Source organism: Burkholderia sp. BCC0398 (assembly GCF_902833245.1).
Classification (GTDB): Bacteria; Pseudomonadota; Gammaproteobacteria; order Burkholderiales; family Burkholderiaceae; genus Burkholderia; species Burkholderia sola.
Window position 1 is genome coordinate 513,384 of record NZ_CADFEM010000002.1, and the last position, 21,304, is coordinate 534,687.

Genomic DNA, 21,304 nt, shown 5'->3' on the forward strand with positions numbered 1-21,304 from the left:
GGAGCTGACAGTCCTTTTACGCAGAACGCCGAATTATAGGGCCTGCATTGGAATGATGTCGTGACGCCGTTCCGGGCCCTGCGGTCAATGATTGTCAAATTGTCGGGCAAAGCACTGCTGCAGCGCAACAAGCGCCGTCCGATAGTCGTCCGCGCCCGTGACCGCGCTGACCACCGCGACGCTGCCGACGCCCGTCGCCAGCACGGCCGGCAGCGTATCGAGCCCGACCCCGCCGATCGCGACGAGCGGCGCGCTCGCGCCGGCGAAGCGCGCGTAGCGGGCAATCCGGGCGAGGCCCTGCGGCGGCGCGGCGACGGCCTTGGTGGCGGTCGCGTACACGGGGCCGAGCGCGAGATAGCTCGGCCGCTCGTGCAGCGCCCGCAACATCTCGTAATAACCGTGGCTCGACAGTCCGAGCCGCAGGCCCGCGCGCGCGATCGCTGCCAGATCGGCCGTTTCGAGGTCCTCCTGGCCGAGATGCACGCCGTATGCGCCTTCTTCTGCAGCGATTTGCCAGTGATCGTTGATGAACACGCGCGCATCGGGATAGCGGCGCCCGGCCGCGACCGCGCGCGCGATTTCCCGGCGTAGCGCGTCCGGCGTCGCGTCCTTCACGCGCAGTTGCACGGTTCGCGCGCCGCCGTCGAGCACGCGCTCGACCCATTCGGCGCTCGGCACGACCGGATAGAGGCCGAGCCGCGCGGGACACGGCGCAAATGCCGGTTCCGGCGCAGGCGGCAGCCCGGCGACGCGCGGGAATTGCGCGGCATCGACCGGCCATGCATCGGCGGCGCCCGTCTCGTCGCCGTCGCGCCACGCCAGCGCGAGCACCAGCGCGTCGACCGGCGCGAAGCCGCAATCGAGGAAAGCGGCGAGCGCCGCGATCCAGTCGTCCGCGAGCGGATGCGCGGCGTCGAGCGCGTAGCGCACGCCGGCCGCATGCAGCACGGCGCCCTGCTCGTCGAATTCGATCGCCACCGCGTCCGGCGACGCAGGCCGCGACACGGCCGACGCGCGCGCCTGCGCGGCACGATCGCCGGCCGACACGATCAGCACGTCGCCATCGGCGGGCACGTCAGGCGCCGCCACGCAGAGCCGCCACGGCGCCGCGCCGTCCGGCCAGTCGCCGAGCCGCGCGCGAATCCGCTCGGCCGCTTCGGCCAGCTCGTCGGCCGGCGGCCAGAACGCATCGGCGAAACGCGCGCTCATGCGCCGCCCCCATCCTGGTGCCAGAACGGCATCCCGACGACCGGCGTGCTCGCGTGCGCGGTGTCGCGCGCATCCATCGGGCCGGCGAGATACGCGGCGCGGCCGGCCTCGACGCCCTGCGCGAACGCGCGCGCCATGATCTCCGGATGCGTGGCCTGCGACACGGCCGTGTTCAGCAGCACGCCGTCGAAGCCCCATTCCATCACCTGGCACGCGTGCGACGGCACGCCGAGCCCGGCGTCGACGATCAGCGGCACGTCCGGCAGCCGTTCGCGCAGCACGCGCAGCCCGTACGGATTCACGACGCCCTTGCCGGTGCCGATCGGCGCGCCCCACGGCATCAGCGCCTCGCAGCCGACGTCGAGCAGGCGCCGGCCGATCACGAGATCCTCGGTGCAGTACGGCAGCACCTTGAAGCCGTCCTTGACCAGTTGCGCGGCGGCCTCGATCAACCCGACCGGGTCGGGCTGCAGCGTGTAGTCGTCGCCGATCAGTTCGAGCTTGATCCAGTCGGTATCGAATACCTCGCGCGCCATGTGCGCGGTCGTCACCGCTTCGGCGACGGTCTGACAGCCGGCCGTATTCGGCAGCAGCGGCACCGCGTGGCGCTTGAGCAGGTCGAAGAAGCCGGCTTCGGCGGTGCCGCCCGTCATCTGGCGGCGCAGCGCGACCGTCACCATCCCGGGACGCGACGCGGCGATCGAATCGGACAGCGACTGCAGCGACGGATAGCGCGACGTGCCGAGCAGCACGCGGCTTGCGAAAGTTTCGCCGTACAGCGTCAGCGCATCGGCGGAGGGGTGGGACGTCATGTCGTTTTCCTGGAAGAGCGGGGACGGACCGGCGGCGCTCAGCCGCCCGCAACGGGGTGCACGACGTCGAGCTTGTCGCCCGCCGCGAGCGCGCGCGCCGCATGCTGCGTGCGCGCGACGAAGTTGCCGTTCAACGCCACCGCGTACGGCGGACGCGCGCCGTACGCGGCCAGCGCGTCGGCCACGGTCGCGCCGTCGGGCAACGTCAGGGTCTGTTGATTGATCTGGATATCCATGAGGCTCGGTCGGATTCGGTCGGCGGCGCGCGTCAGGCCGGCTGGCGCGCGTCGTTGCGGTGATGAAGCAGCGTCGGCCAGCGCGCGGCGTCGCGCCACGCGGCGAACGCGTCAGGATTGCCGAGCGCGCCGCCGAGCGCGGCCTGCGCGAACGCGACGGCCGCGTGCGCGACTTCCGGCGCGATCATGAAGCCGTGCCGGTACAGGCCGTTGACGGCGAGCGTCGACGCGCCGTCCCAGATCACCGCCGGGCGATGATCGGGCAGCGTCGGCCGGCACTGCGCGTTGAGTTCGAGGATGCGCGCCTCGCCGAACGCCGGATGCACGGAAAACGCCGCGCTCAGCAGTTCGAGCGCGGAGCGCACGCTGACGGGCGACATGTCCTCGCCCTCCACCTCGGTCGCGCCGATCACATAGAGATCGTCCTGCTTCGGCGCGACGTACAGCGGGTAGCGCGGATGCAGCAGCCGCACGGGCCGGGTGAGCCCGATGCCGGGCGCATGCACGCGCGCGACTTCGCCGCGGATGCCGCGCAGCGCAGGCAGCGCGGGTTTCGCGCCGAGCCCGCGGCAATCGATCGTGAAATGCGCGGCGGGCAGGTTCGCGTCGTCGACCGGCGTGTGCCAGTGCAGCGCGACGCCGCGTTCGGCGAGGCCCGCCGCGAGCGCGCGCAGCGCCTGGCGATTGTCGAGCTGGCCTTCGCGCGGCAGCAGCAGCCCGCGCGCGAAGCGGCCCGCGAGCGCGGGTTCGGCCGCGTCGACCTGCGCACCGGCCAGCGTCACGAAGCCGCCGTCGAACAAGTCGGCCGGCGCATTCGCGCGCACGCGCCGCTCGAACAACGGCGCCTCCGCGCGGTCCGCGTGATGCCAGACGACGAGCGTGCCGTGCTGCTGGAAGAAGACGGGTTCGGGCAGTTCCACGAGCCACTGCGGCCAGCGCGCGAGCGACGCGGCGCCGAGCTCGGTGATCAGCAGCTCCGCGCTGGCGGCTTCCGCGAGCGGCGCGAGCATCGCGGCCGCGATCCACGCGGCCGACTGCTCGCCGTCGGGGCCGCCGCGCTCGTAAAGCGCGACGCGGTGCCCGTCGCCGGCGAGGCGCCACGCGATCAGGCGGCCGACGAGACCACCGCCGAGCACCGCGAAATCGGGCCGTGCATCGCGGACGTTCATCGCGCGCCCTCCGCGCGGTCACGCGCGACGAACGCCGACGCGCGCGCGCCGTTGCATGCGAACGCATGCGATATCGGGCCGGGGACCCTGCAAAAGACTGAAGATTGTGCGGCCATCATTCCTTCCGTAACGCGCAATGCGCGTACCCAAAAGGACGAAACCGGCAGCAAAGGCCGGCCGGGCGGGACTCGGGCGCTGACCATGTGGGATGGCGGCCAGCGCGGCCCGGCGGGATCAGAAACTTCCCTCGCCGGTATTACCCGGATCGGGTGCGAAGGGTCTTTCTCAGCCTCGCCGCGCTGCCCGGAACATCCGCCGGCCGCGCCACGAAGCACCCCTGTTTCGTCGTCGGCCATTAGACCATAAAAGCGGAAAGCGCCGCAAACTGTCCCCCTTGCGGCAATTTCGCCGGCGTGTCGCGCCGCTCTGGCACAATGCCCGCAGGCCGGCCGCACGAGCGGCCGGTTGCCGCGTCACCGCCGGTTTTTAAGTGCCGTTTAAGACGCACGGGCGACCATCCGGACGCCCGCCGTCAGTCGGCGCCGCGCCCCGGCATGCCGTATCGCGGCGCGCGCCCGGTTTCGCCCGGCCCGCGCGCCGGCTCATCATCAGGAAGCACATGACCCAATCGATCGATCCCGTCCGCTCCGCCTCCGACGCGCCGCAGGACGAGCGCCCGGTATCCGCATGGAGCCTCATCAAGCCCTACTGGGTATCGTCCGAATGGAAAATCGCGTGGGGCCTGCTGGTCACGATCATCGCGATCAACCTCTGCGTGGTCTGGATCAACGTCCGGCTGAACAAATGGAACGCGCAGTTCTACAACGCGCTGCAGTCGAAGGACGTCCACGACTTCCCGAACCTGCTGATGCAGTTCTCCGCGCTCGCCTTTGCATTCATCATCCTCGCCGTGTACGGCCGCTACCTGCGGCAAATGCTCGGCTTCCGCTGGCGCCAGTGGCTCACCGACCGCTTCCTCGGCCAGTGGCTCGGCGATCGCGCGTTCTACCGGATCGAGCGTGACCGCCTCGCGGACAACCCCGACCAGCGGATCACCGACGACCTCCAGTCGTTCGCGACCACGACGCTCGCGCTGTCGCTCGACCTGCTGTCGACGGTCGTCACGCTCGTGTCGTTCATCACGATCCTGTGGTCGCTCGCCGGCGCGCTGACGTTCACGCTCGGCGCGACGCCGATCGCGATTCCCGGCTACATGGTGTGGGCGGCCGCGCTGTACGCGGTGGTCGGCTCGCTGATCATCCAGAAGGTCGGCCATCCGCTCGTGTCGATCAACTACCAGCAGCAGCGCGTCGAGGCCGATTTCCGCTTCGGGCTGATCCGCGTGCGCGAGAACGCCGAGCAGATCGCGTTCTACGACGGCGAGAAGACCGAGACCGGCAACGCGCAGACCCTCTTCATGCGCATCCGCGACAACTGGTGGCGCGTGATGAAGTACACGAAGCGGCTCACGTTCGTGCTGAGCTTCTACGGACAGATCGCGATCATCTTCCCGCTCGTCGTGGCCGCGCCGCGCTACTTTGCCGGTGCGTTCTCGTTCGGCGTGCTGATGCAGATCTCGTCCGCGTTCGGCACCGTCAGCGATTCGTTCTCGTGGTTCATCAACAGCTACTCGACCCTCGTCGAATGGCGCGCCACCGTCAACCGTCTGCGCGAATTCAAGCGCGTGATGGGCACGTCGCACCTGAAGGAAAGTCTGTCGCCCGCGACCGAGCACGGCGGCATCAACCTGCATTACGTCGACGCAGCGGAACTGTCCACGTCGTCGCTGAAGCTCGCGCTGCCGAACGGCAACGCGCTGGCGAACATCGGCGACGTCACGATCGAGCCCGGTTCGCGCTGGCTCGTGATCGGCAAGTCGGGTTCCGGCAAGAGCACGTTCATGCGCGCGCTCGCGGGCCTGTGGCCGTTCGGCGACGGCGCGATCGACGCGCCGGTCGGCGCGCGGATGATGTTCGTGCCGCAAACCAGCTACTTGCCGATCGGCACGCTGAAGGCCGCGCTCACCTATCCGGCGACGCCCGACGCGTTCAGCGACGAAGCGTGCCGCGATGCGCTGCGCGCGTGCCGCCTCGGGGATTACGTCGAGCGCCTCGACGAAACCGCGCACTGGACCCGCGTGCTGTCGCCGGGCGAACAGCAGCGCCTGGCCGGCGCGCGCGTGCTGCTGCACAAGCCCGACTTCCTGTTCCTCGACGAAGCAACCAGCGCGCTCGATGCCGACAACGAAGCGCGCCTCTATCACCTGTTCGCCGAACGGCTGCCGAAGGCCGCGATCGTCAGCATCGCGCACCGCGAATCGCTGGCCGCGTTCCATATCGGCACGATCAACGTCGAGCGCGTGAACGACGACGACAAGGTCGCTGCGTGAGCCCACGCGCCGCGCACCTCGTGCGGATTGCGCTGATCACCGGCGCAGGTGCGGGGATCGGCGCGGCGCTCGCGCGGCGGCTCTCGGCACCCGGCGTCGCGCTGGCGCTGCATGCGCGCGGCGCGGACGATGCGGCACGCGCACGGCTCGCCGACGTCGCACAAGCGTGCACGGCGGCCGGCGCGGAATGCCTGACGCTGACCGGCGATCTCGGCGAGCCGGGTATTGCCGCGACGCTCGTCGATGCCGTCGCCACCCGCTTCGGCCGGCTCGACCAGCTCGTCGCAAACGCCGGCTTCGCCGCGCGGCAATCCTTTTCCGATCTGTCCGCGGATGCGCTCGCGTCCGCGTTCGCGGTGATGCCCGGTGCGTTCTCCGCGCTCGCGGGCCGCGCGCGGCCGCTGCTCGAAGCGTCGGCCGCCCCGCGGATCGTCGCGGTCAGTTCGTTCGTCGCACACCGCTACCGCGCCGATGCGCCGTTCGCGGCGACCGCCGCCGCGAAGGCCGCGCTGGAATCGCTGGTGCGTAGCGCAGCCGCCGAATTCGCCGCGCCCGGCATCACCGTCAACGCGGTCGCACCGGGCTTCACGCGCAAGGACCACGGGCCGAGCGCCGGCAACGCCGCCGCGTGGGCGCAGGCCGAACAGGCGACGCCGCTCGGCCGCATCGCCGAACCCGACGACGTCTCCGCGCTGATCGCGTTCCTGCTGTCGGATGCGGCGCGGCAGATCACCGGCCAGGTCATCCACGTCGACGGCGGCCTGACGCTCTGACGCGTCTTTCCTCCTCCCCGCTTTCCCGCACGACCCTGCATCCGCCTTTTTGGCGCGCCCGAACGCGCCCGTAAAATAACCGCGACGCGGCAGCGCGGGACGAGACAAGAGAGGGGGCGGCAAGCATGCAGGCATTCCAGTGGTTCAACGCATTGTCGACGCGCGAGCGCCGGACGCTGTACGCCGGATTCGGCGGCTATGCGGTCGATGCGTTCGACTTCATGATCTATTCGTTCCTGATTCCGACGCTGATCGCCACCTGGGGCATGACGAAGAGCGAAGCCGGGATGATCGCGACCAGTTCGCTGATCTCGTCGGCGATCGGCGGCTGGGTCGCCGGCATCCTCGCCGACCGCTACGGCCGCGTGCGCGTGCTGCAGTGGACGATCGCGACGTTCGCGCTGTTCACGTGCCTGTCCGGCTTCACGCATTCGTTCTGGCAGTTGCTGGCCACGCGCACGCTGCAGGGTTTCGGCTTCGGCGGCGAATGGTCGGTCGTGACGATCATGATGGCCGAGACGATCCGCTCGCCCGAGCATCGCGCGAAGGCCGTCGGCACCGTGCAGAGCAGCTGGTCGTTCGGCTGGGGCGCGGCCGCGATCCTTTACTGGGCGTTCTTCGCACTGCTGCCCGAGCAGGTCGCCTGGCGCGCGTGCTTCTGGATCGGCATCGTGCCCGCGCTGTGGATCCTGTACATCCGCCGCAACGTCAGCGATCCCGACATCTACACGGCCACGCGCCGCGCGCGCGACGAAGGCCGTGTGTCGGGCCACTTCCTCGAAATCTTCTCGCCGCCGCACCTGCGCGCGACGCTGTTCGGCAGCGCGCTGTGCACCGGCATGCTCGGCGGCTACTACGCGATCACGACGTGGCTGCCCACCTATCTCAAAACCGTGCGTCACCTGTCGGTGTTCAACACGAGCGGCTATCTGGTCGTGCTGATCGTCGGCTCGTTCGTCGGCTACGTGGTCGGCGCGATCCTGTCCGACCGGCTCGGCCGCCGCGCGTCGTTCATCCTGTTCGCGATCGGGTCTTTCTCGCTCGGCATGGCGTACACGATGCTGCCGATCACCGATACCGCGATGCTGCTGCTCGGCTTTCCGCTCGGCATCGTCGTGCAAGGCATCTTCGCGGGCGTCGGCGCGTATCTGTCGGAGCTGTATCCGGGCGCGATCCGCGGCTCGGGCCAGGGCTTCTGCTACAACCTCGGCCGCGGGCTCGGCTCGTTCTTCCCGATCCTCGTCGGCGCGCTGTCGCAATCGATGTCGCTCGTGAAGGCGATCGGCCTCGTCGCGGGCGGCGGCTACCTGCTCGTGATCGTCGCGGCGCTCGTGCTGCCGGAAACGCGCGGCAAGTCGCTCGCCGACGATCCGGCCGTCGCGTCGTGAGCCACCGTTTCATCCCGGACACCGCATGCACGTGATCGTTCTCGGCGCCGGCGTGATCGGCGTCACCACCGCCTGGCACCTGCGCGAAGCAGGCTGCGACGTCACCGTGATCGAACGCGAGGCCGACGTCGCGCAAGCGACCAGCCTCGGCAACGCGGGCGTGATCGCACCCGGCTACGTGACGCCGTGGGCCGCGCCCGGGATGCCCGGCAAGATCCTCAAGTACCTGTTCAAGCCCGCGTCGCCGCTGATCTTCCGGCCGACGCTCGATGCCGCCCAGTGGCGCTGGATCGCGCGCTGGCTGCGCGAATGCGAGTTCGAGCGGTTCCGCGTGAACAAGCAGCGGATGCAGCGCATCGCGTATTACAGCCGCGCGTGCCTGCATGCGTTTCGCGAGCGCTATCCATTCGACTACGGCGCGAGCCGCGGTTACCTGCAACTGCTGCGCGGCGCGTTCGACGTCCAGATGGCGCAGCCCGCGCTGAAGGTGCTGCGCGATGCCGGCATCGCGTTTCGCGAACTGGACGCGGCCGGCTGTACCGCGATCGAGCCGGGCCTGCGCTGGGCCAGGCAGGCCCCCGTCGGCGGCATTTACCTGCCCGACGACGAAGCCGGCGACTGCGCGCGCTTCACCCGCGAACTGCGGACGCTGTGCGAGGCGAACGGCGTGACGTTCCGGTTCCGCACCGGCATTCGAGCGCTTGATGTCGCGGGCGGCAAGGTGCGCGGCGTGCGGGTCGACTCGCTCGAAGCAGGCGCGGCCGGTCAACGCGATGCGCTGCTCGCTGCGGACGCGATCGTCGTCGCGCTCGGCGTCGACAGCGCCGGCCTGCTGCGACCGCACGGCATCGACGTGCCGCTGTATCCGGTGAAGGGCTACTCGGCCACGCTCGCGGTCGTCGACGACGAAAAGGCGCCAAGCGCCGCGCTGATGGACGAATCGCTGAAGACCGCGATCACGCGCTTCGGCCCGACGCTGCGCGTCGCGGGCACCGCGGAGCTCGGCAACCGCCGCGCGGCGCTGCGGCAGCAGGCGCTCGACACGCTGATGAAGGTGCTCGACGACTGGTTCCCGCATGCGGCCGACCGCGCGTCGGCGCGCTTCTGGGTCGGCCGCCGGCCGATGACGCCCGACGGGCCGCCGCTGCTCGGCGCGAGCGGGATCGAGGGTCTCTGGCTCAACGTCGGCCACGGCTCGACAGGCTGGGCAATGTCGATGGGGTCGGGAAAGGTGGTCGCGGATCTCGTCACCGGGCGCGTACCGGAGATCGATCTGGCCGGGCTGACGCTCGCGCGTTACGACCGGTAGTGCAGCCAGCGGGTCATGCCGTCGAAGCGATGCGCGGTCGCGACCGGCGGCATGGCGCGCGGTCGTCAGCGCGTGTCGCTACCGCGGCGGCGTCCGGCATTCGGCCGGGGCGATCGGCGCCGACACGATCGGCCGATGCGACACGCCCTCCTGCGACAGCCGGCTTTCGAACAACGTCAGCGCTTCGACGCGCACCTCGACAGGCCGCCCCGGCGCGCCGCCGTGCGCGGGCTGGCCGACCGCATCGTGCGGCAGGCGCGCGAGCGTCACGTGCGGCCGGAACGGCCGCCGGTCGGCCGGCACGCCGAGTTCCTGCATCAGCGCCGCCAGCCCCGCATTCAGCGCGACGCAAGCGGCATCGGAAGCGAGCTCCGCAACGATCAGCCGTGCGCGCGGCAGGCTCGGCCACCACGCGATCCGCTCGACCGGCAACGACGGCAGCGCATGCGCGGCGGCGAGCGCGGGCAGGTACGCGGCCAGCGCGTCGCACCGCTCCCGCTCGATTGCGCCGATGAACGCGAGCGTCATGTGCAGTTGCGCGGGCAGTGTGCGCCGCGCGCCACGGGTGACCGGCAACGCGTGCAGCGCGTCGCGCGATGCCGCATCGGGCATCAGCGCGACGAACGCACGGAGCCGGTCGCCGTTCATGACTCGCGCACCACCACGCGCACTTCGGCCACCGCATCGATCGACGCCGGACGCCGCGGCAGCGGGCCATGCTCGCCCCACACGTCGGCCGGCAGCACGCGCGCGAGTTCGGGGATCGTGTTGCGCGTGAACACCGGATCGGCGACGCCCGACGCGCGCTGGCGGCGATAGTCGGCCCACGCGGCGTGCGCGTACTTGCCGAGCGCGAGGATCGCGATCAGGTTGATGATCGCCATCAGCCCCATGCTCGTATCGGCCATCGCCCACACGAGCGGCAGTTGCCCGACGCTGCCGAACATCACCATGCCGAGCACGGCGATGCGGAACAGCGGCAGCCCGCCGCGCCGCTTCGTGATGAATTCGACGTTGCCTTCCGCATACGCGTAGTTGCCGATCACCGACGAGAACGCGAGGAAGAAGATCGCGACGGCCATGTAGATGCCGCCCCAGTCGCCGACGTGGCTCGAGATCGCGCGCTGCGTGAGCGCCGCGCCTTCCATCCCGGTGCCGAGCGCGTACTGGCCCGACAGCAGGATCACGAACGCGGTCGCGCTGCAGATCACGATCGTATCGACGAACACGCCGAGCATCTGGATCAGCCCCTGCGTGACGGGGTGGCGCGTGCTCGCGGTCGCGGCCGCGTTCGGCGCGCTGCCCATCCCCGCCTCGTTCGAGAACAGCCCGCGCTTCACGCCGATCGCGATCGCCTGGCTGACCGCATAGCCGGTCAGGCCGCCGGCCGCCTGCTCGAGGCCGAACGCGCTCTTCACGATCAGCGCGATCACGCCGGGCACCAGCGCGATGTGCGTCGCGACCGCGTAGACCGCGAGCGCGAGGTAGCCGATCGCCATCAGTGGCACGATCACCTGCGCGACGGTCGCGATGCGGCGGATTCCGCCAAAGATGATCGGCGCGGAGAGCAGCACGAGTCCGACGCCGACCGTCTCGCGGCGCCAGCCGAACGACGTATGGAACGCATCGGCGATCGCATTGGCCTGCACCGCGTTGAACACAAAGCCGAACGCGAGGATCAGCGACAGCGAGAACAGCACGCCGAAGCCGCGCGAGCGCAGGCCCGTCTGGATGTAGTACGCGGGGCCGCCGCGATAGCTGCCGTCCGGGTGCGACACCTTGAAGATCTGCGCGAGCGTCGCCTCGACGAACGCGGACGACATCCCGACGAGCGCGGTCATCCACATCCAGAAGATCGCGCCCGGCCCGCCGACCGTCAGCGCGACCGCGACGCCGGCGATGTTGCCGGTGCCGACGCGGCTCGCGAGCCCGGTCGCGAACGCCTGGAACGACGAAATGCTGCCCGGTTCACCCTTGCTGCCGACCAGCTTCATGCTGAGGAGCAGCGCCTTCAGCTGGATCATCCGGAATCGCAACGTGAACCACGCACCGACGCCGAGCAGCAGCGCGATCAGCACGTAGTTCCACAACACGCCGTTGACGGCGGCGATCAGGCCATGCACGAATGCTTCCATCCAGAGTCCTTGTAAATAGCGTCAGTCATGTGCGGCGACCGCGAGCGCGGCCCGAGGGGCGACATGATATGACAGTTCTCAAGGATCATTACAAAATGAAAGGATTGAGAATCACGGAAAATCGGCACCCGATGTGATCAGGTTAGGCGCCGCTCGGCGGAAATGCGGGCGCTTGCCAGAGGCAGCAGCCTGGCGCGCAATATGCCGGAAGCATCATGAATCGTACGCTGTCCCAACACATCGATCACGAAGTTCGAAACAGGCATTCTTGCCGTTCGCATAAAGCAGGGATCGTCATCGACGAACTTGGATTCGTCGGCGCCCCGCTGCCATGCCGGCACGCCCGGCCGGTCCGGATTCGATCGGCGATCGGACCCGCTGCGTCGCGACGATCACATCACCGGGTTCGAAAGAAACTCGGATGCTTCACTCAGCAAACCCAGCGCAATGATTTCCGGCGACCGGCTGATACGGCAGTAATCCTCAAACCGCGCTTGCCGCAGCAGGTTTGAATCCCCGTCAGTTATACGTCTCCTGAACAAATACCCTTCTTCGCCTTAGACCACCTCGTAACTGTTGGACACATTTCCCGCCAACAGGACATGTCGAGAAAAGCGTTCCCGCATTTCGATTTTTCTCGACGCTTGTCAGAGCGCTACGCAATGGGAACGGAGCAGCCAGCCGCCTCTGCATCTTCAGCTTTCCCTTGCCCAGAGCCGGCATACGGGGGATTACGAGACAAGGCGCGGCCGTCGCATGCCTCCATGAATCTCGTTTCGTACCAGTTTGCAGGATCGATCCAGATGACTTCGTCACGAAGACGTGCAGGGGAAATTCCTTGCCGACCGTAGAAAAAAATATAACCGTCTTACGTTCAGGCCTGCGAATCAATCATCGAAATCACCACTGCATGGGATATGAAATGACGACACGTAATCCTTGGAAACAGATAAACCAATCCTCCAAAGAAGAACAACAGCCTTTGATGCGACGACGTTTGCTGGTTGCGTCAACAGTGCTCCCATTTGGCACGCTGCTGAAGCACGCGACGGCCATGGCTCAGAACAATGTTCTTCCGCCCATCACGATCACAACACCAAAACCACCGGATTTCAATTTCGGTGATTTCGGCGTCAAGGTAAACGACATTCCCGGCGCCAATCCGGGTGCCGGAATTCCAGCACCGACGGTTTGCTTCAATCAGTATTGCACATCAAATTTCATGTTGCATTTTGCAAACACGGGAAACATGATCCGCGCCACCGAGATGTTCCTCAAACACCTTGAGATATTTGGCAAAAACGACACAGCGTTCTGGCGAAATCAACTAACACTGGTGGGCGGCTTCACTCCGTGGCTGGCCCTTGGTGGCTACAAGCATCTACCCGGCGCCAACCAATATGGATTTAGCTTCGAGCCGGGGCAATATGCCAACATCACTGCATTATTCGGCATATACATTGGTCAGTCACACGGCATCCCTCCGACGAGCACATTTTCATCGTATGGAAACCCATTGATGTTCGTCGAAGCAATTAATCACTGGATACACGGAGATGGAACCCAACAAACCATCAACATTGAATCTCTCAACTTGAAAATGAGCATTGCAGATTTCAGAGAAATAACGAAAGCCGTTGAGAATCCTGGGTACGGCCCCGGCACCTACTCGTTCGACACCGCTTTCAGCACCAACATCTTCAATCACGGAACAAAGGACCTCTGGAGCGCCTCAGTCTTTGGACGAGTATCCGGCAGAATACGTGGCACGCTTGTGATGCTTGAGGACGATACATATCGGTTTGACGGCTACTACTCACTCAATCCCGATCGGTTCGATGCAGATCCTTCAAACCGACCATTCCTGCAGGAGGCTGCGACGACGTTTCTCGCCAAGCTCGGCGCCGTCTTGGGACACAAGGACTATCAAATCAATTTTTTCGGTGAAAAACATCTGTCGTTCTCAGGCCAACGGCCGGTGAAGAATGCAGGCACACGCCCCCCTCAGGCAGTCCATAGACCGTCGCTCGGTGGACTAATGCGCCCGCCTCGCTAACATGCGGCCGGGCGGCTCCGGAAATGTGGCTGCCCGAGTCAATCTCACATGTTCTTTACGTCCAATCGAGCCCTTCATGATTTCCAAAGCCATGCGAGGCGTTCTCAGGCTAGTTCTTTGGCTGGTTGGCGCAGTAATCTGCGCCTATACACTACTGTTCATCGTCGTCGCGACATCCCGATATGAGCGGACCGAAGGCAGTTGCCCCGACATGTCCGTCGATGCACTACGGAAAAAAGTCCAGGCCCGTCTTCTCGAAGAGCATGGAATACCGCCGGACAGCATCCGGTTCGACGGCGCGCCGCAGTATCACGCGTGGAAGCTCGGTGTGTGGGAATTCTCGCTGCGCGTTGACGAAACCCGATACACCGCAATGATCGATTGCAACGAGCAGCTTGCAAGCTACGGGCGAGCCATCGAGCAGTTGGGCGCCCCAACCAGACAAACCCACGATCGCCCACAGCTTCAGAAATAAAAAAACCGGGCGCCCTCTCGGACGCCCGGCGTTCATCGAAACCCGCTCGCGCGATTCAGCTCAGCGCGGCAGTTCCGAATGCCCCATCAGGTATGCATCGACCGAGCGCGCGCACTGGCGGCCTTCGCGGATCGCCCACACCACGAGCGACTGGCCGCGACGCATGTCGCCTGCCGCGAACACCTTGTCGACCGACGTGTAGTACGAACGATCGCCTTCGGTCGCCGCGCGCGCATTGCCGCGCGCGTCCTTCGCGACGCCGAACGCGTCGAGCACCGGCGCGGCCGGTTGCGTGAAGCCCATCGCGAGCAGCACGAGATCGGCCTTCATCTCGAACTCGGAACCCGGCACTTCCTGCATCTTGCCGTCCTTCCACTCGACGCGCACCGCGATCAGCTTCTCGACCTTGCCGTTCTTGCCTTCGAGACGCTTCGTCGCGACCGCCCAGTCACGCTCGCAGCCTTCCTCATGCGACGACGACGTGCGCAGCTTGATCGGCCAGTATGGCCACACGAGCGGCTTGTTTTCCTCTTCCGGCGGCTGCGGCAGCAGCTCGAACTGCGTGACCTGCTTCGCGCCGTGGCGATTCGACGTGCCGACGCAGTCCGAACCCGTATCGCCGCCACCGATCACGATCACGTGCTTGCCCTTCGCGAGCAGCTGGTCGACGAGCTTGTCGCCCGCGTTCACGCGGTTCTGCTGCGGCAGGAAGTCCATCGCGAAATGAACACCCGCGAGCTCGCGGCCCGGCACCGGCAGGTCACGCGGCGTTTCCGAACCGCCGGCGATCACGACCGCGTCGAACTCTTCCTTCAGCGTGTCCGGCGAGATGGTTTCCTTCGCGAGGCTGCCGATCGACTCGGGCAGCGGCTCCTTGCCGATGAACACGCTGGTGCGGAACGTCACGCCTTCCGCTTCCATCTGGCGCATGCGGCGATCGATCAGCCACTTCTCGAGCTTGAAATCGGGAATCCCGTAACGCAGCAGGCCGCCGATACGGTCGTTCTTCTCGAACACCGTCACGTCGTGGCCCGCGCGCGCGAGCTGCTGCGCGGCGGCGAGGCCCGCGGGGCCCGAACCGACGACCGCGACCTTCTTGCCGGTCTTGTGCTCGGCCGGCAGCGGCTTCACCCAGCCTTCGCCCCAAGCCTTGTCGATGATCGCGTGCTCGATCGACTTGATGCCGACCGGGTCGTCGTTGATCCCGAGCGTGCACGCCGCCTCGCACGGCGCCGGGCAGATGCGGCCCGTGAACTCGGGGAAGTTGTTGGTCGAGTGCAGGACTTCGATCGCCTGCTGCCAGTCCTGGCGGTAAACGAGATCGTTGAAGTCCGGGATGATGTTGTTGACCGGGCAGCCGTTGTTGCAGAACGGGATGCCGCAATCCATGCAGCGCGCGCCCTGGACCTTCGCGTCCGCGTCAGTCAGCGCCGCGACGAATTCCTTGTAGTGCTTCACGCGCGTGAGCGGTGCTTCGTACGCCTCGTGGCGGCGTTCGAACTCCAGAAAACCGGTTGCCTTGCCCATAAGGTGCTCTTCTGTTCGATGTATCGGGTGGGGGAGCCGCGCGCGGCCGTCAGGCGCGTGCGGCATTCGCTATGTCGTTCGTCGCTCAGGCGGCCAGCACTTCCTTCGCCGCCTTCTTCGCACCGATCTCGCCCAGCGCGCGCTTGTATTCGTGCGGGAACACCTTCACGAACTGGCGGCGCGCCGCGTCCCAGTTTTCCAGCAGCGACTTCGCGCGCGGCGAACCCGTGAACTGGAAATGACGCTCGACGAGCCCCTTGAGCAGCGCTTCGTCCGTCGTGCCTTCGTGCCAGAGCGCGCGGTCGACCGTGCGCTCCTGTTCGGCCTGCTGCAGCACCGGCTCGAGCGCGACCATCGACTTGTTGCACTTGGCCGCGAACGTGCCTTCCGGATCGTAGATGTACGCGAGGCCGCCCGACATGCCGGCCGCGAAGTTGCGCCCGGTCTCGCCAAGCACGACGACCGTGCCGCCCGTCATGTATTCGCAGCCGTGGTCGCCCGTGCCTTCGACGACCGCCGTCGCGCCCGAGTTGCGCACGCAGAAGCGCTCGCCCGCCACGCCGCGGAAGAAGGCTTCGCCTTCGATCGCGCCGTACATCACCGTGTTGCCGCAGATGATGTTTTCCTCGGACTTGCCGCGGAAGTCGTTGGTCGGGCGGATGATGATCCGGCCGCCCGACAGGCCCTTGCCGACGTAGTCGTTGCCGTCGCCGACGAGGTCGAGCGTCACGCCCTTCGCGAGGAACGCGCCGAAGCTCTGGCCGGCCGTGCCCTTCAGCTGGATGTGCACCGCGTCGTCGGCCAGGCCGTCGTGGCCGTGCTTCTTCGCAATCACGCCCGACAGCATCGCGCCGACCGTCCGGTTCACGTTGCGCACCGGCTGGATGAACGACACGTGCTCGCCGTTCTCGATCGCGGCCTTCGCCTTCTCGATCAGCACGTGGTCGAGCGCGCGCTCGAGGCCGTGATCCTGCACGTCGACGTGACGCGGCGCGACGTCCTCGCATTCTTCCGGCTGGTAGAACACGCGCGAGAAGTCAAGGCCCTTCGCCTTCCAGTGCTCGATGCCCTTGCGGGTGTCGAGCAGGTCGGCGCGGCCGATCAGGTCGTCGAACTTCGCGATGCCGAGCTGCGCCATGATCTCGCGCACTTCCTCGGCGACGAAGAAGAAGTAGTTCACGACGTGCTCGGGCTGGCCCTTGAACTTCGCGCGCAGCACCGGATCCTGCGTCGCGACGCCGACCGGGCATGTGTTCAGGTGGCACTTGCGCATCATGATGCAGCCTTCGACGACGAGCGGCGCCGTCGCGAAGCCGAATTCGTCCGCGCCGAGCAGCGCGCCGATCACGACGTCGCGGCCGGTCTTCATCTGGCCGTCGGCCTGCACGCGGATGCGGCCGCGCAGGCGGTTCAGCACCAGCGTCTGCTGCGTTTCGGCGAGGCCGAGCTCCCACGGCGTGCCCGCATGCTTGACCGACGACAGCGGCGACGCGCCCGTGCCGCCGTCATGGCCGGCGATCACGACGTGGTCGGCCTTCGCCTTCGCGACACCGGCCGCGACCGTGCCCACGCCCACTTCCGACACGAGCTTCACGGAGATGCTCGCGCTCGGGTTCACGTTCTTCAGGTCGTGGATCAGCTGCGCCAGATCCTCGATCGAGTAGATGTCGTGGTGCGGCGGCGGCGAGATCAGGCCGACGCCCGGCACCGAGTAACGCAGCTTGCCGATGTATTCCGACACCTTGTGGCCCGGCAGCTGGCCGCCTTCGCCCGGCTTCGCGCCCTGCGCCATCTTGATCTGGATCTGGTCGGCCGATGCGAGGTACTCGGCGGTGACGCCGAAACGGCCCGACGCGACCTGCTTGATCTTCGAGCGCAGCGAATCGCCGTCCTTCAGCGGAATGTCGCTGACGATCTCGTCGCCGATCACCGACTTCATCGTCTCGCCCGACTTGATCGGAATGCCGCGCAGTTCGTTGCGATAGCGCTTCTGGTCCTCGCCGCCTTCGCCGGTGTTCGACTTGCCGCCGATCCGGTTCATCGCGACCGCGAGCGTCGCGTGCGCTTCGGTGCTGATCGAGCCGAGCGACATCGCGCCGGTCGCGAAGCGCTTGACGATCTCCTTCGCCGGCTCGACGTCGTCGATCGGGATCGCCCTGGTCGGCTCGACCTTGAATTCGAACAGGCCGCGGAACGTCATGTGACGCTTGGTCTGGTCGTTGATCAGGTGCGCGTATTCCTTGTACGTCTGGTACGAGTTGCTGCGCGTCGCGTGCTGCAGCTTCGCGATCGAATCCGGCGTCCACATGTGGTCTTCGCCGCGCACGCGGTACGCGTACTCGCCGCCCGCGTCGAGCATGTCGCGCAGGACCGGGCTGTCGCCGAACGCATCGCGGTGCAGGCGGATCGCCTCTTCCGCGACTTCGAACAGGCCGATGCCGCCGACCTTCGACGCCGTGCCCTTGAAGTACTTCTCGACGAGGTCGCTCGACAGGCCGAGCGCTTCGAAGATCTGCGCGCCCGTGTACGACATGTACGTCGAGATGCCCATCTTCGACATCACCTTCTGCAGGCCCTTGCCGACCGCCTTCGTGAAGTTGTAGACGGCCTTCTCCGGCGACAGGTCGCCCGGCAGGCCTTCGGCCATCTTCGCGAGTGTTTCCATCGCGAGGTACGGGTGCACGGCTTCCGCGCCGTAGCCCGCGAGCAGCGCGAAGTGGTGCGTTTCACGCGCGGAGCCCGTCTCGACGACGAGGCCCGTGCTCGTGCGCAGCCCTTGCTGGACGAGGTGCGTGTGGATCGCCGACGTGGCGAGCAGCGCGGGAATCGCGACGTGCTCGGCGTCCGTCTTGCGGTCCGACACGATCAGCATGTTGTAGCCCGACTTCACCGCGTCGACGGCTTCCGCGCACAGCGACGCGAGGCGCGCCTCGATGCCTTCCTTGCCCCAGGCGACCGGATAGCAGATGTTGAGCTCGTACGCGCTGAACTTGCCGCCCGTGTACTGGTCGATCGCGCGGATCTTCGCGATGTCCTTGAAGTCGAGCACCGGCTGCGACACTTCGAGACGCATCGGCGGGTTGATGTTGTTCGTGTCGAGCAGGTTCGGCTTCGGGCCGATGAACGACACGAGCGACATCACCATGTTCTCGCGGATCGGGTCGATCGGCGGGTTCGTGACCTGCGCGAACAGCTGCTTGAAGTAGTGATAGAGCGTCTTGTTCTTGTTCGACATCACCGCGAGCGGCGAGTCGTTGCCCATCGAACCGACGGCTTCCTCGCCCTGCTGCGCCATCGGCGCCATCAGGAACTTCAGGTCTTCCTGCGTATAGCCGAACGCCTGCTGGCGGTCGAGCAGCGCGGCGCCCTGCGTGCGGCCGGCCGCGACCTCCTCGGCCTTCGGCTCGATCTCGTCGAGCTTGATGCGCACCGCGTCGATCCAGCTCTTGTACGGCTTCGCGTTCGCGAGGTTGTCCTTCAATTCCTTGTCGTCGATGATGCGGCCGTGTTCCATGTCGATCAGGAACATCTTGCCCGGCTGCAGGCGCCACTTCTTGACGATCTTCGATTCGGGGATCGGCAGCGTGCCGGCTTCCGACGCCATGATGACGAGGTCGTCGTCGGTCACGATGTAGCGCGCCGGGCGCAGGCCGTTACGGTCGAGCGTCGCGCCGATCTGGCGGCCGTCGGTGAACGCGATCGCGGCCGGGCCGTCCCACGGCTCCATCATCGCGGCGTGGTATTCGTAGAACGCGCGGCGGTTCTCGTCCATCAGCGTGTGCTGTTCCCACGCTTCCGGGATCATCATCATCACCGCGTGCACGAGCGGGTAGCCGGCCATCACCAGCAGTTCGAGACAGTTGTCGAACGATGCGGTATCCGACTGGCCCGGGTAGATCAGCGGCCACAGCTTCGGCAGATCGTCGGCGAGCACGTGCGACGCGATCGCGCCGGTACGCGCGTTCAGCCAGTTCACGTTGCCCTTCACGGTGTTGATCTCGCCGTTGTGCGCGATCATCCGGTACGGGTGAGCCAGCTCCCACGCCGGGAACGTGTTGGTCGAGAAGCGCTGGTGCACGAGCGCGAGCGCCGACACGACGCGCGGGTCCTGCAGGTCGCGGTAGTACACGCCGACCTGGCCGGCCAGCAGCAGCCCCTTGTAGACGACCGTGCGCGCCGACATCGACGGCACGAAGTATTCCTTGCCGTGCTTGAGCTTCAGCGCCTGGATGCGGTGGCTCGCCGTCTTGCGGATCACGTACAGCTTCCGCTCGAGCGCGTCCGTCACCATGATGTCCTTGCCGCGGCCGATGAAGATCTGGCGGATCAGCGGCTCGCTCGCCTTCACCGTCGGCGAGATCGGCATCGCATGGTCGACCGGCACGTCGCGCCAGCCGAGCACGACCTGGCCTTCGGCCTTCACCGTACGCTCGAGCTCCTGCTCGCACGCGAGACGCGATGCGTTTTCCTTCGGCAGGAAGATCATCCCCACCCCGTATTCGCCGGCCGGCGGCAGGTCCACGCCCTGCTTCGCCATTTCCTCGCGATAGAACGCGTCCGGAATCTGGATCAGGATGCCCGCGCCGTCGCCCATCAGCGGATCGGCGCCGACCGCGCCGCGGTGATCGAGGTTCTCGAGGATCTTCAGACCCTGCTGAATGATCTCGTGACTCTTCTTGCCCTTGATGTGAGCGACGAAGCCGACGCCGCAGGCGTCGTGTTCGTTTTGCGGGTCGTACAGACCTTGTGCGGCGGGCACCGCGGCGAGCGGCTGCTGGTGGTCGTTCATGGGGACACCGTCGTAAAGGGGGCCTGGAGGCCGTTGAACCGTTTTCTTGTTGCCATCGATCCCGCTCCCGGCGGGAGACGGCGCGGCCGACGGTGGTTGGGCAGGCTTCGCCCGGGCCACCGGAATTCGGAATATACGCGACGAATCAAGGGAATAGCAACAAAAACCGCTTGATCGAACCCCAATTAAATGAGTGCTTTGATGTGGTGCCTTTTTATTAGGGGCGTATCGATTTGGTGCAAAAAGAAGCGGCGCCCGCTGCGCCGCTTCCAGCCTGCCTTTCCGGGGTTACTGCTGGATCGGCGGCGTGTTCTCGCGCACCTTTCTGGGGCGTCCGCGCGGCAACGGCGACACACGCCGGTTCGCGGTGCGCGCCGCCCACTCGCGGTAATTCTCGCCGCCGAGCACCCAGCCCTTCAGCGTCGCCTGCTGCAGCTGGTCGGCCTGCCGCTCGTCGAGCGGCTGCTCGCACAGCTCCTTGTACGCGCGCTGGCGGTCGAACGGCGTGTTGCCGAGCGCCCAGTAGAGCGGATGGTCGGTGATCAGGCTGTCGACGGTGAGCCCGACGTGATGCCGGTAGCTCGACCAGCGATAGGCCTCGGGCGTCGCGACGAGCTGCGAGCGCACCGGGCTCATCTCGACCACGCGGCTCGCGAGCAGGAAATAGCGCTCGCCTTCGATCACCGTCGCCCGATAGCGGCCTTCCCACAGGGTGCCGCGCCGCGAATAGCGCCGGTTGAAATGCGCGACGTAGCGACGGCCGACGGCCTGCATCGCCTTCGGCAGGCTGGCCTCGTCGCTCGGCGTCACGAGCAGTTGCACCTGGCGCGGCAGCAGCACGTAGGCATGCACCGACAGGTGGTGATCGCGTGCGGCGGCCTTCAGGCAATCGATGAAGAGTTCGTAGTCCTGGTCGTCGACGAACGCGGGTTGCTGATCCAGGCCGCGCAGTATCACGTGCTGCGGCTGGTCGGGAACGTAGAGTCGTGCTAACCGTGCCATGCTGAATGTCCGTTTGAACGCGTTAGGAAATACCC

The 21,304-nt window shown here is 66.8% G+C and carries 15 protein-coding genes and 1 riboswitch; of the genes, 6 read left to right on the top strand and 9 right to left on the bottom strand.

Features of this window, described 5'->3' with window-relative positions:
* Positions 1–84: 84 nt before the first annotated feature.
* From thiE to HWX76_RS06240, 4 genes are read right to left on the bottom strand one after another with little or no spacing between them, the layout of a single operon-like run.
* Entirely contained in the window at positions 85–1,209 is a 1,125-nt protein-coding gene (thiE, locus tag HWX76_RS06225; RefSeq protein ID WP_089488087.1) for a thiamine phosphate synthase, read from the bottom strand.
* Complete coding sequence (locus HWX76_RS06230; RefSeq protein WP_011546614.1) at positions 1,206–2,021, bottom strand: thiazole synthase; 816 nt, start codon at positions 2,019–2,021, stop codon at positions 1,206–1,208. Before HWX76_RS06230 ends, thiE begins: the two co-directional genes overlap by 4 nt.
* A gap of 38 nt (positions 2,022–2,059) precedes the next feature.
* Positions 2,060–2,257, bottom strand: a complete 198-nt coding sequence (gene thiS / locus HWX76_RS06235) for a sulfur carrier protein ThiS (protein WP_027783340.1) — start codon at positions 2,255–2,257, stop codon at positions 2,060–2,062.
* 32 nt (positions 2,258–2,289) lie between these two features.
* Positions 2,290–3,426, bottom strand: a complete 1,137-nt coding sequence (locus HWX76_RS06240) for an FAD-dependent oxidoreductase (RefSeq protein WP_124631192.1) — start codon at positions 3,424–3,426, stop codon at positions 2,290–2,292.
* Positions 3,427–3,651: 225 nt separating this feature from the next.
* A riboswitch (TPP riboswitch) is annotated at positions 3,652–3,775 on the bottom strand.
* A 270-nt stretch (positions 3,776–4,045) separates the two neighbouring features.
* On the opposite strand from HWX76_RS06240, the gene HWX76_RS06245 reads away from it, so the two are divergent.
* The 4 genes from HWX76_RS06245 to HWX76_RS06260 all read left to right on the top strand — a co-directional run bounded on the left by HWX76_RS06245 (position 4,046) and on the right by HWX76_RS06260 (position 9,285).
* Complete coding sequence (locus HWX76_RS06245) at positions 4,046–5,815, top strand: ABC transporter ATP-binding protein/permease (protein ID WP_124631191.1); 1,770 nt, start codon at positions 4,046–4,048, stop codon at positions 5,813–5,815.
* Positions 5,812–6,588: an SDR family oxidoreductase gene (locus HWX76_RS06250; RefSeq protein ID WP_124631190.1), complete on the top strand. Its 777-nt coding sequence runs from the start codon at positions 5,812–5,814 to the stop codon at positions 6,586–6,588. Before HWX76_RS06245 ends, HWX76_RS06250 begins: the two co-directional genes overlap by 4 nt.
* Before the next feature lie 125 nt (positions 6,589–6,713).
* Entirely contained in the window at positions 6,714–7,976 is a 1,263-nt protein-coding gene (locus HWX76_RS06255) for an MFS transporter (protein ID WP_050013138.1), read from the top strand.
* A gap of 25 nt (positions 7,977–8,001) precedes the next feature.
* Complete coding sequence (locus HWX76_RS06260) at positions 8,002–9,285, top strand: D-amino acid dehydrogenase (protein ID WP_089488082.1); 1,284 nt, start codon at positions 8,002–8,004, stop codon at positions 9,283–9,285.
* A gap of 78 nt (positions 9,286–9,363) precedes the next feature.
* On the opposite strand, the gene thpR is transcribed toward HWX76_RS06260, so the two are convergent.
* Together thpR and HWX76_RS06270 are read right to left on the bottom strand one after the other, a co-directional pair.
* The gene (thpR, locus tag HWX76_RS06265; RefSeq protein WP_089488081.1) at positions 9,364–9,933 is read right to left on the bottom strand and encodes an RNA 2',3'-cyclic phosphodiesterase; all 570 of its coding nucleotides are present in this window, start codon (positions 9,931–9,933) and stop codon (positions 9,364–9,366) included.
* Positions 9,930–11,420: an alanine/glycine:cation symporter family protein gene (locus HWX76_RS06270; RefSeq protein ID WP_124631189.1), complete on the bottom strand. Its 1,491-nt coding sequence runs from the start codon at positions 11,418–11,420 to the stop codon at positions 9,930–9,932. Before HWX76_RS06270 ends, thpR begins: the two co-directional genes overlap by 4 nt.
* Before the next feature lie 922 nt (positions 11,421–12,342).
* Between HWX76_RS06270 and HWX76_RS06275 the strand changes: the two genes are divergently transcribed.
* Together HWX76_RS06275 and HWX76_RS06280 are read left to right on the top strand one after the other, a co-directional pair.
* Entirely contained in the window at positions 12,343–13,476 is a 1,134-nt protein-coding gene (locus tag HWX76_RS06275; protein WP_124631188.1) for a lipid II-degrading bacteriocin, read from the top strand.
* 76 nt (positions 13,477–13,552) lie between these two features.
* On the top strand, positions 13,553–13,951 hold the full coding sequence (locus tag HWX76_RS06280; protein WP_124631187.1) for a hypothetical protein: 399 nt from the start codon (positions 13,553–13,555) through the stop codon (positions 13,949–13,951).
* A 60-nt stretch (positions 13,952–14,011) separates the two neighbouring features.
* Here HWX76_RS06280 and HWX76_RS06285 read toward each other — a convergent pair whose 3' ends face one another.
* From HWX76_RS06285 to HWX76_RS06295, 3 genes are all read right to left on the bottom strand, one after another.
* Positions 14,012–15,478: a glutamate synthase subunit beta gene (locus HWX76_RS06285; protein ID WP_050013141.1), complete on the bottom strand. Its 1,467-nt coding sequence runs from the start codon at positions 15,476–15,478 to the stop codon at positions 14,012–14,014.
* 85 nt (positions 15,479–15,563) lie between these two features.
* Entirely contained in the window at positions 15,564–20,267 is a 4,704-nt protein-coding gene (locus tag HWX76_RS06290) for a glutamate synthase-related protein (RefSeq protein WP_050013142.1), read from the bottom strand.
* Between the two features lie 288 nt (positions 20,268–20,555).
* A complete protein-coding gene (locus HWX76_RS06295; protein WP_027783329.1) occupies positions 20,556–21,269 on the bottom strand; it encodes a transposase in 714 nt (237 codons plus the stop codon).
* Between the last annotated feature and the right edge of the window lie 35 nt (positions 21,270–21,304).

Excerpts from the sequence above, each read along its gene's own strand:
- thiE (WP_089488087.1), bottom strand. The coding sequence starts at position 1,209 with ATGAGCGCGCGTTTCGCCGATGCGTTCTGGCCGCCGGCCGACGAGCTG.
- HWX76_RS06230 (WP_011546614.1), bottom strand. The coding sequence starts at position 2,021 with ATGACGTCCCACCCCTCCGCCGATGCGCTGACGCTGTACGGCGAAACT.
- thiS (WP_027783340.1), bottom strand. The coding sequence starts at position 2,257 with ATGGATATCCAGATCAATCAACAGACCCTGACGTTGCCCGACGGCGCG.
- HWX76_RS06240 (WP_124631192.1), bottom strand. The coding sequence starts at position 3,426 with ATGAACGTCCGCGATGCACGGCCCGATTTCGCGGTGCTCGGCGGTGGT.
- HWX76_RS06245 (WP_124631191.1), top strand. The coding sequence starts at position 4,046 with ATGACCCAATCGATCGATCCCGTCCGCTCCGCCTCCGACGCGCCGCAG.
- HWX76_RS06255 (WP_050013138.1), top strand. The coding sequence starts at position 6,714 with ATGCAGGCATTCCAGTGGTTCAACGCATTGTCGACGCGCGAGCGCCGG.
- HWX76_RS06260 (WP_089488082.1), top strand. The coding sequence starts at position 8,002 with ATGCACGTGATCGTTCTCGGCGCCGGCGTGATCGGCGTCACCACCGCC.
- thpR (WP_089488081.1), bottom strand. The coding sequence starts at position 9,933 with ATGAACGGCGACCGGCTCCGTGCGTTCGTCGCGCTGATGCCCGATGCG.
- HWX76_RS06270 (WP_124631189.1), bottom strand. The coding sequence starts at position 11,420 with ATGGAAGCATTCGTGCATGGCCTGATCGCCGCCGTCAACGGCGTGTTG.
- HWX76_RS06275 (WP_124631188.1), top strand. The coding sequence starts at position 12,343 with ATGACGACACGTAATCCTTGGAAACAGATAAACCAATCCTCCAAAGAA.
- HWX76_RS06280 (WP_124631187.1), top strand. The coding sequence starts at position 13,553 with ATGATTTCCAAAGCCATGCGAGGCGTTCTCAGGCTAGTTCTTTGGCTG.
- HWX76_RS06285 (WP_050013141.1), bottom strand. The coding sequence starts at position 15,478 with ATGGGCAAGGCAACCGGTTTTCTGGAGTTCGAACGCCGCCACGAGGCG.
- HWX76_RS06290 (WP_050013142.1), bottom strand. The coding sequence starts at position 20,267 with ATGAACGACCACCAGCAGCCGCTCGCCGCGGTGCCCGCCGCACAAGGT.
- HWX76_RS06295 (WP_027783329.1), bottom strand. The coding sequence starts at position 21,269 with ATGGCACGGTTAGCACGACTCTACGTTCCCGACCAGCCGCAGCACGTG.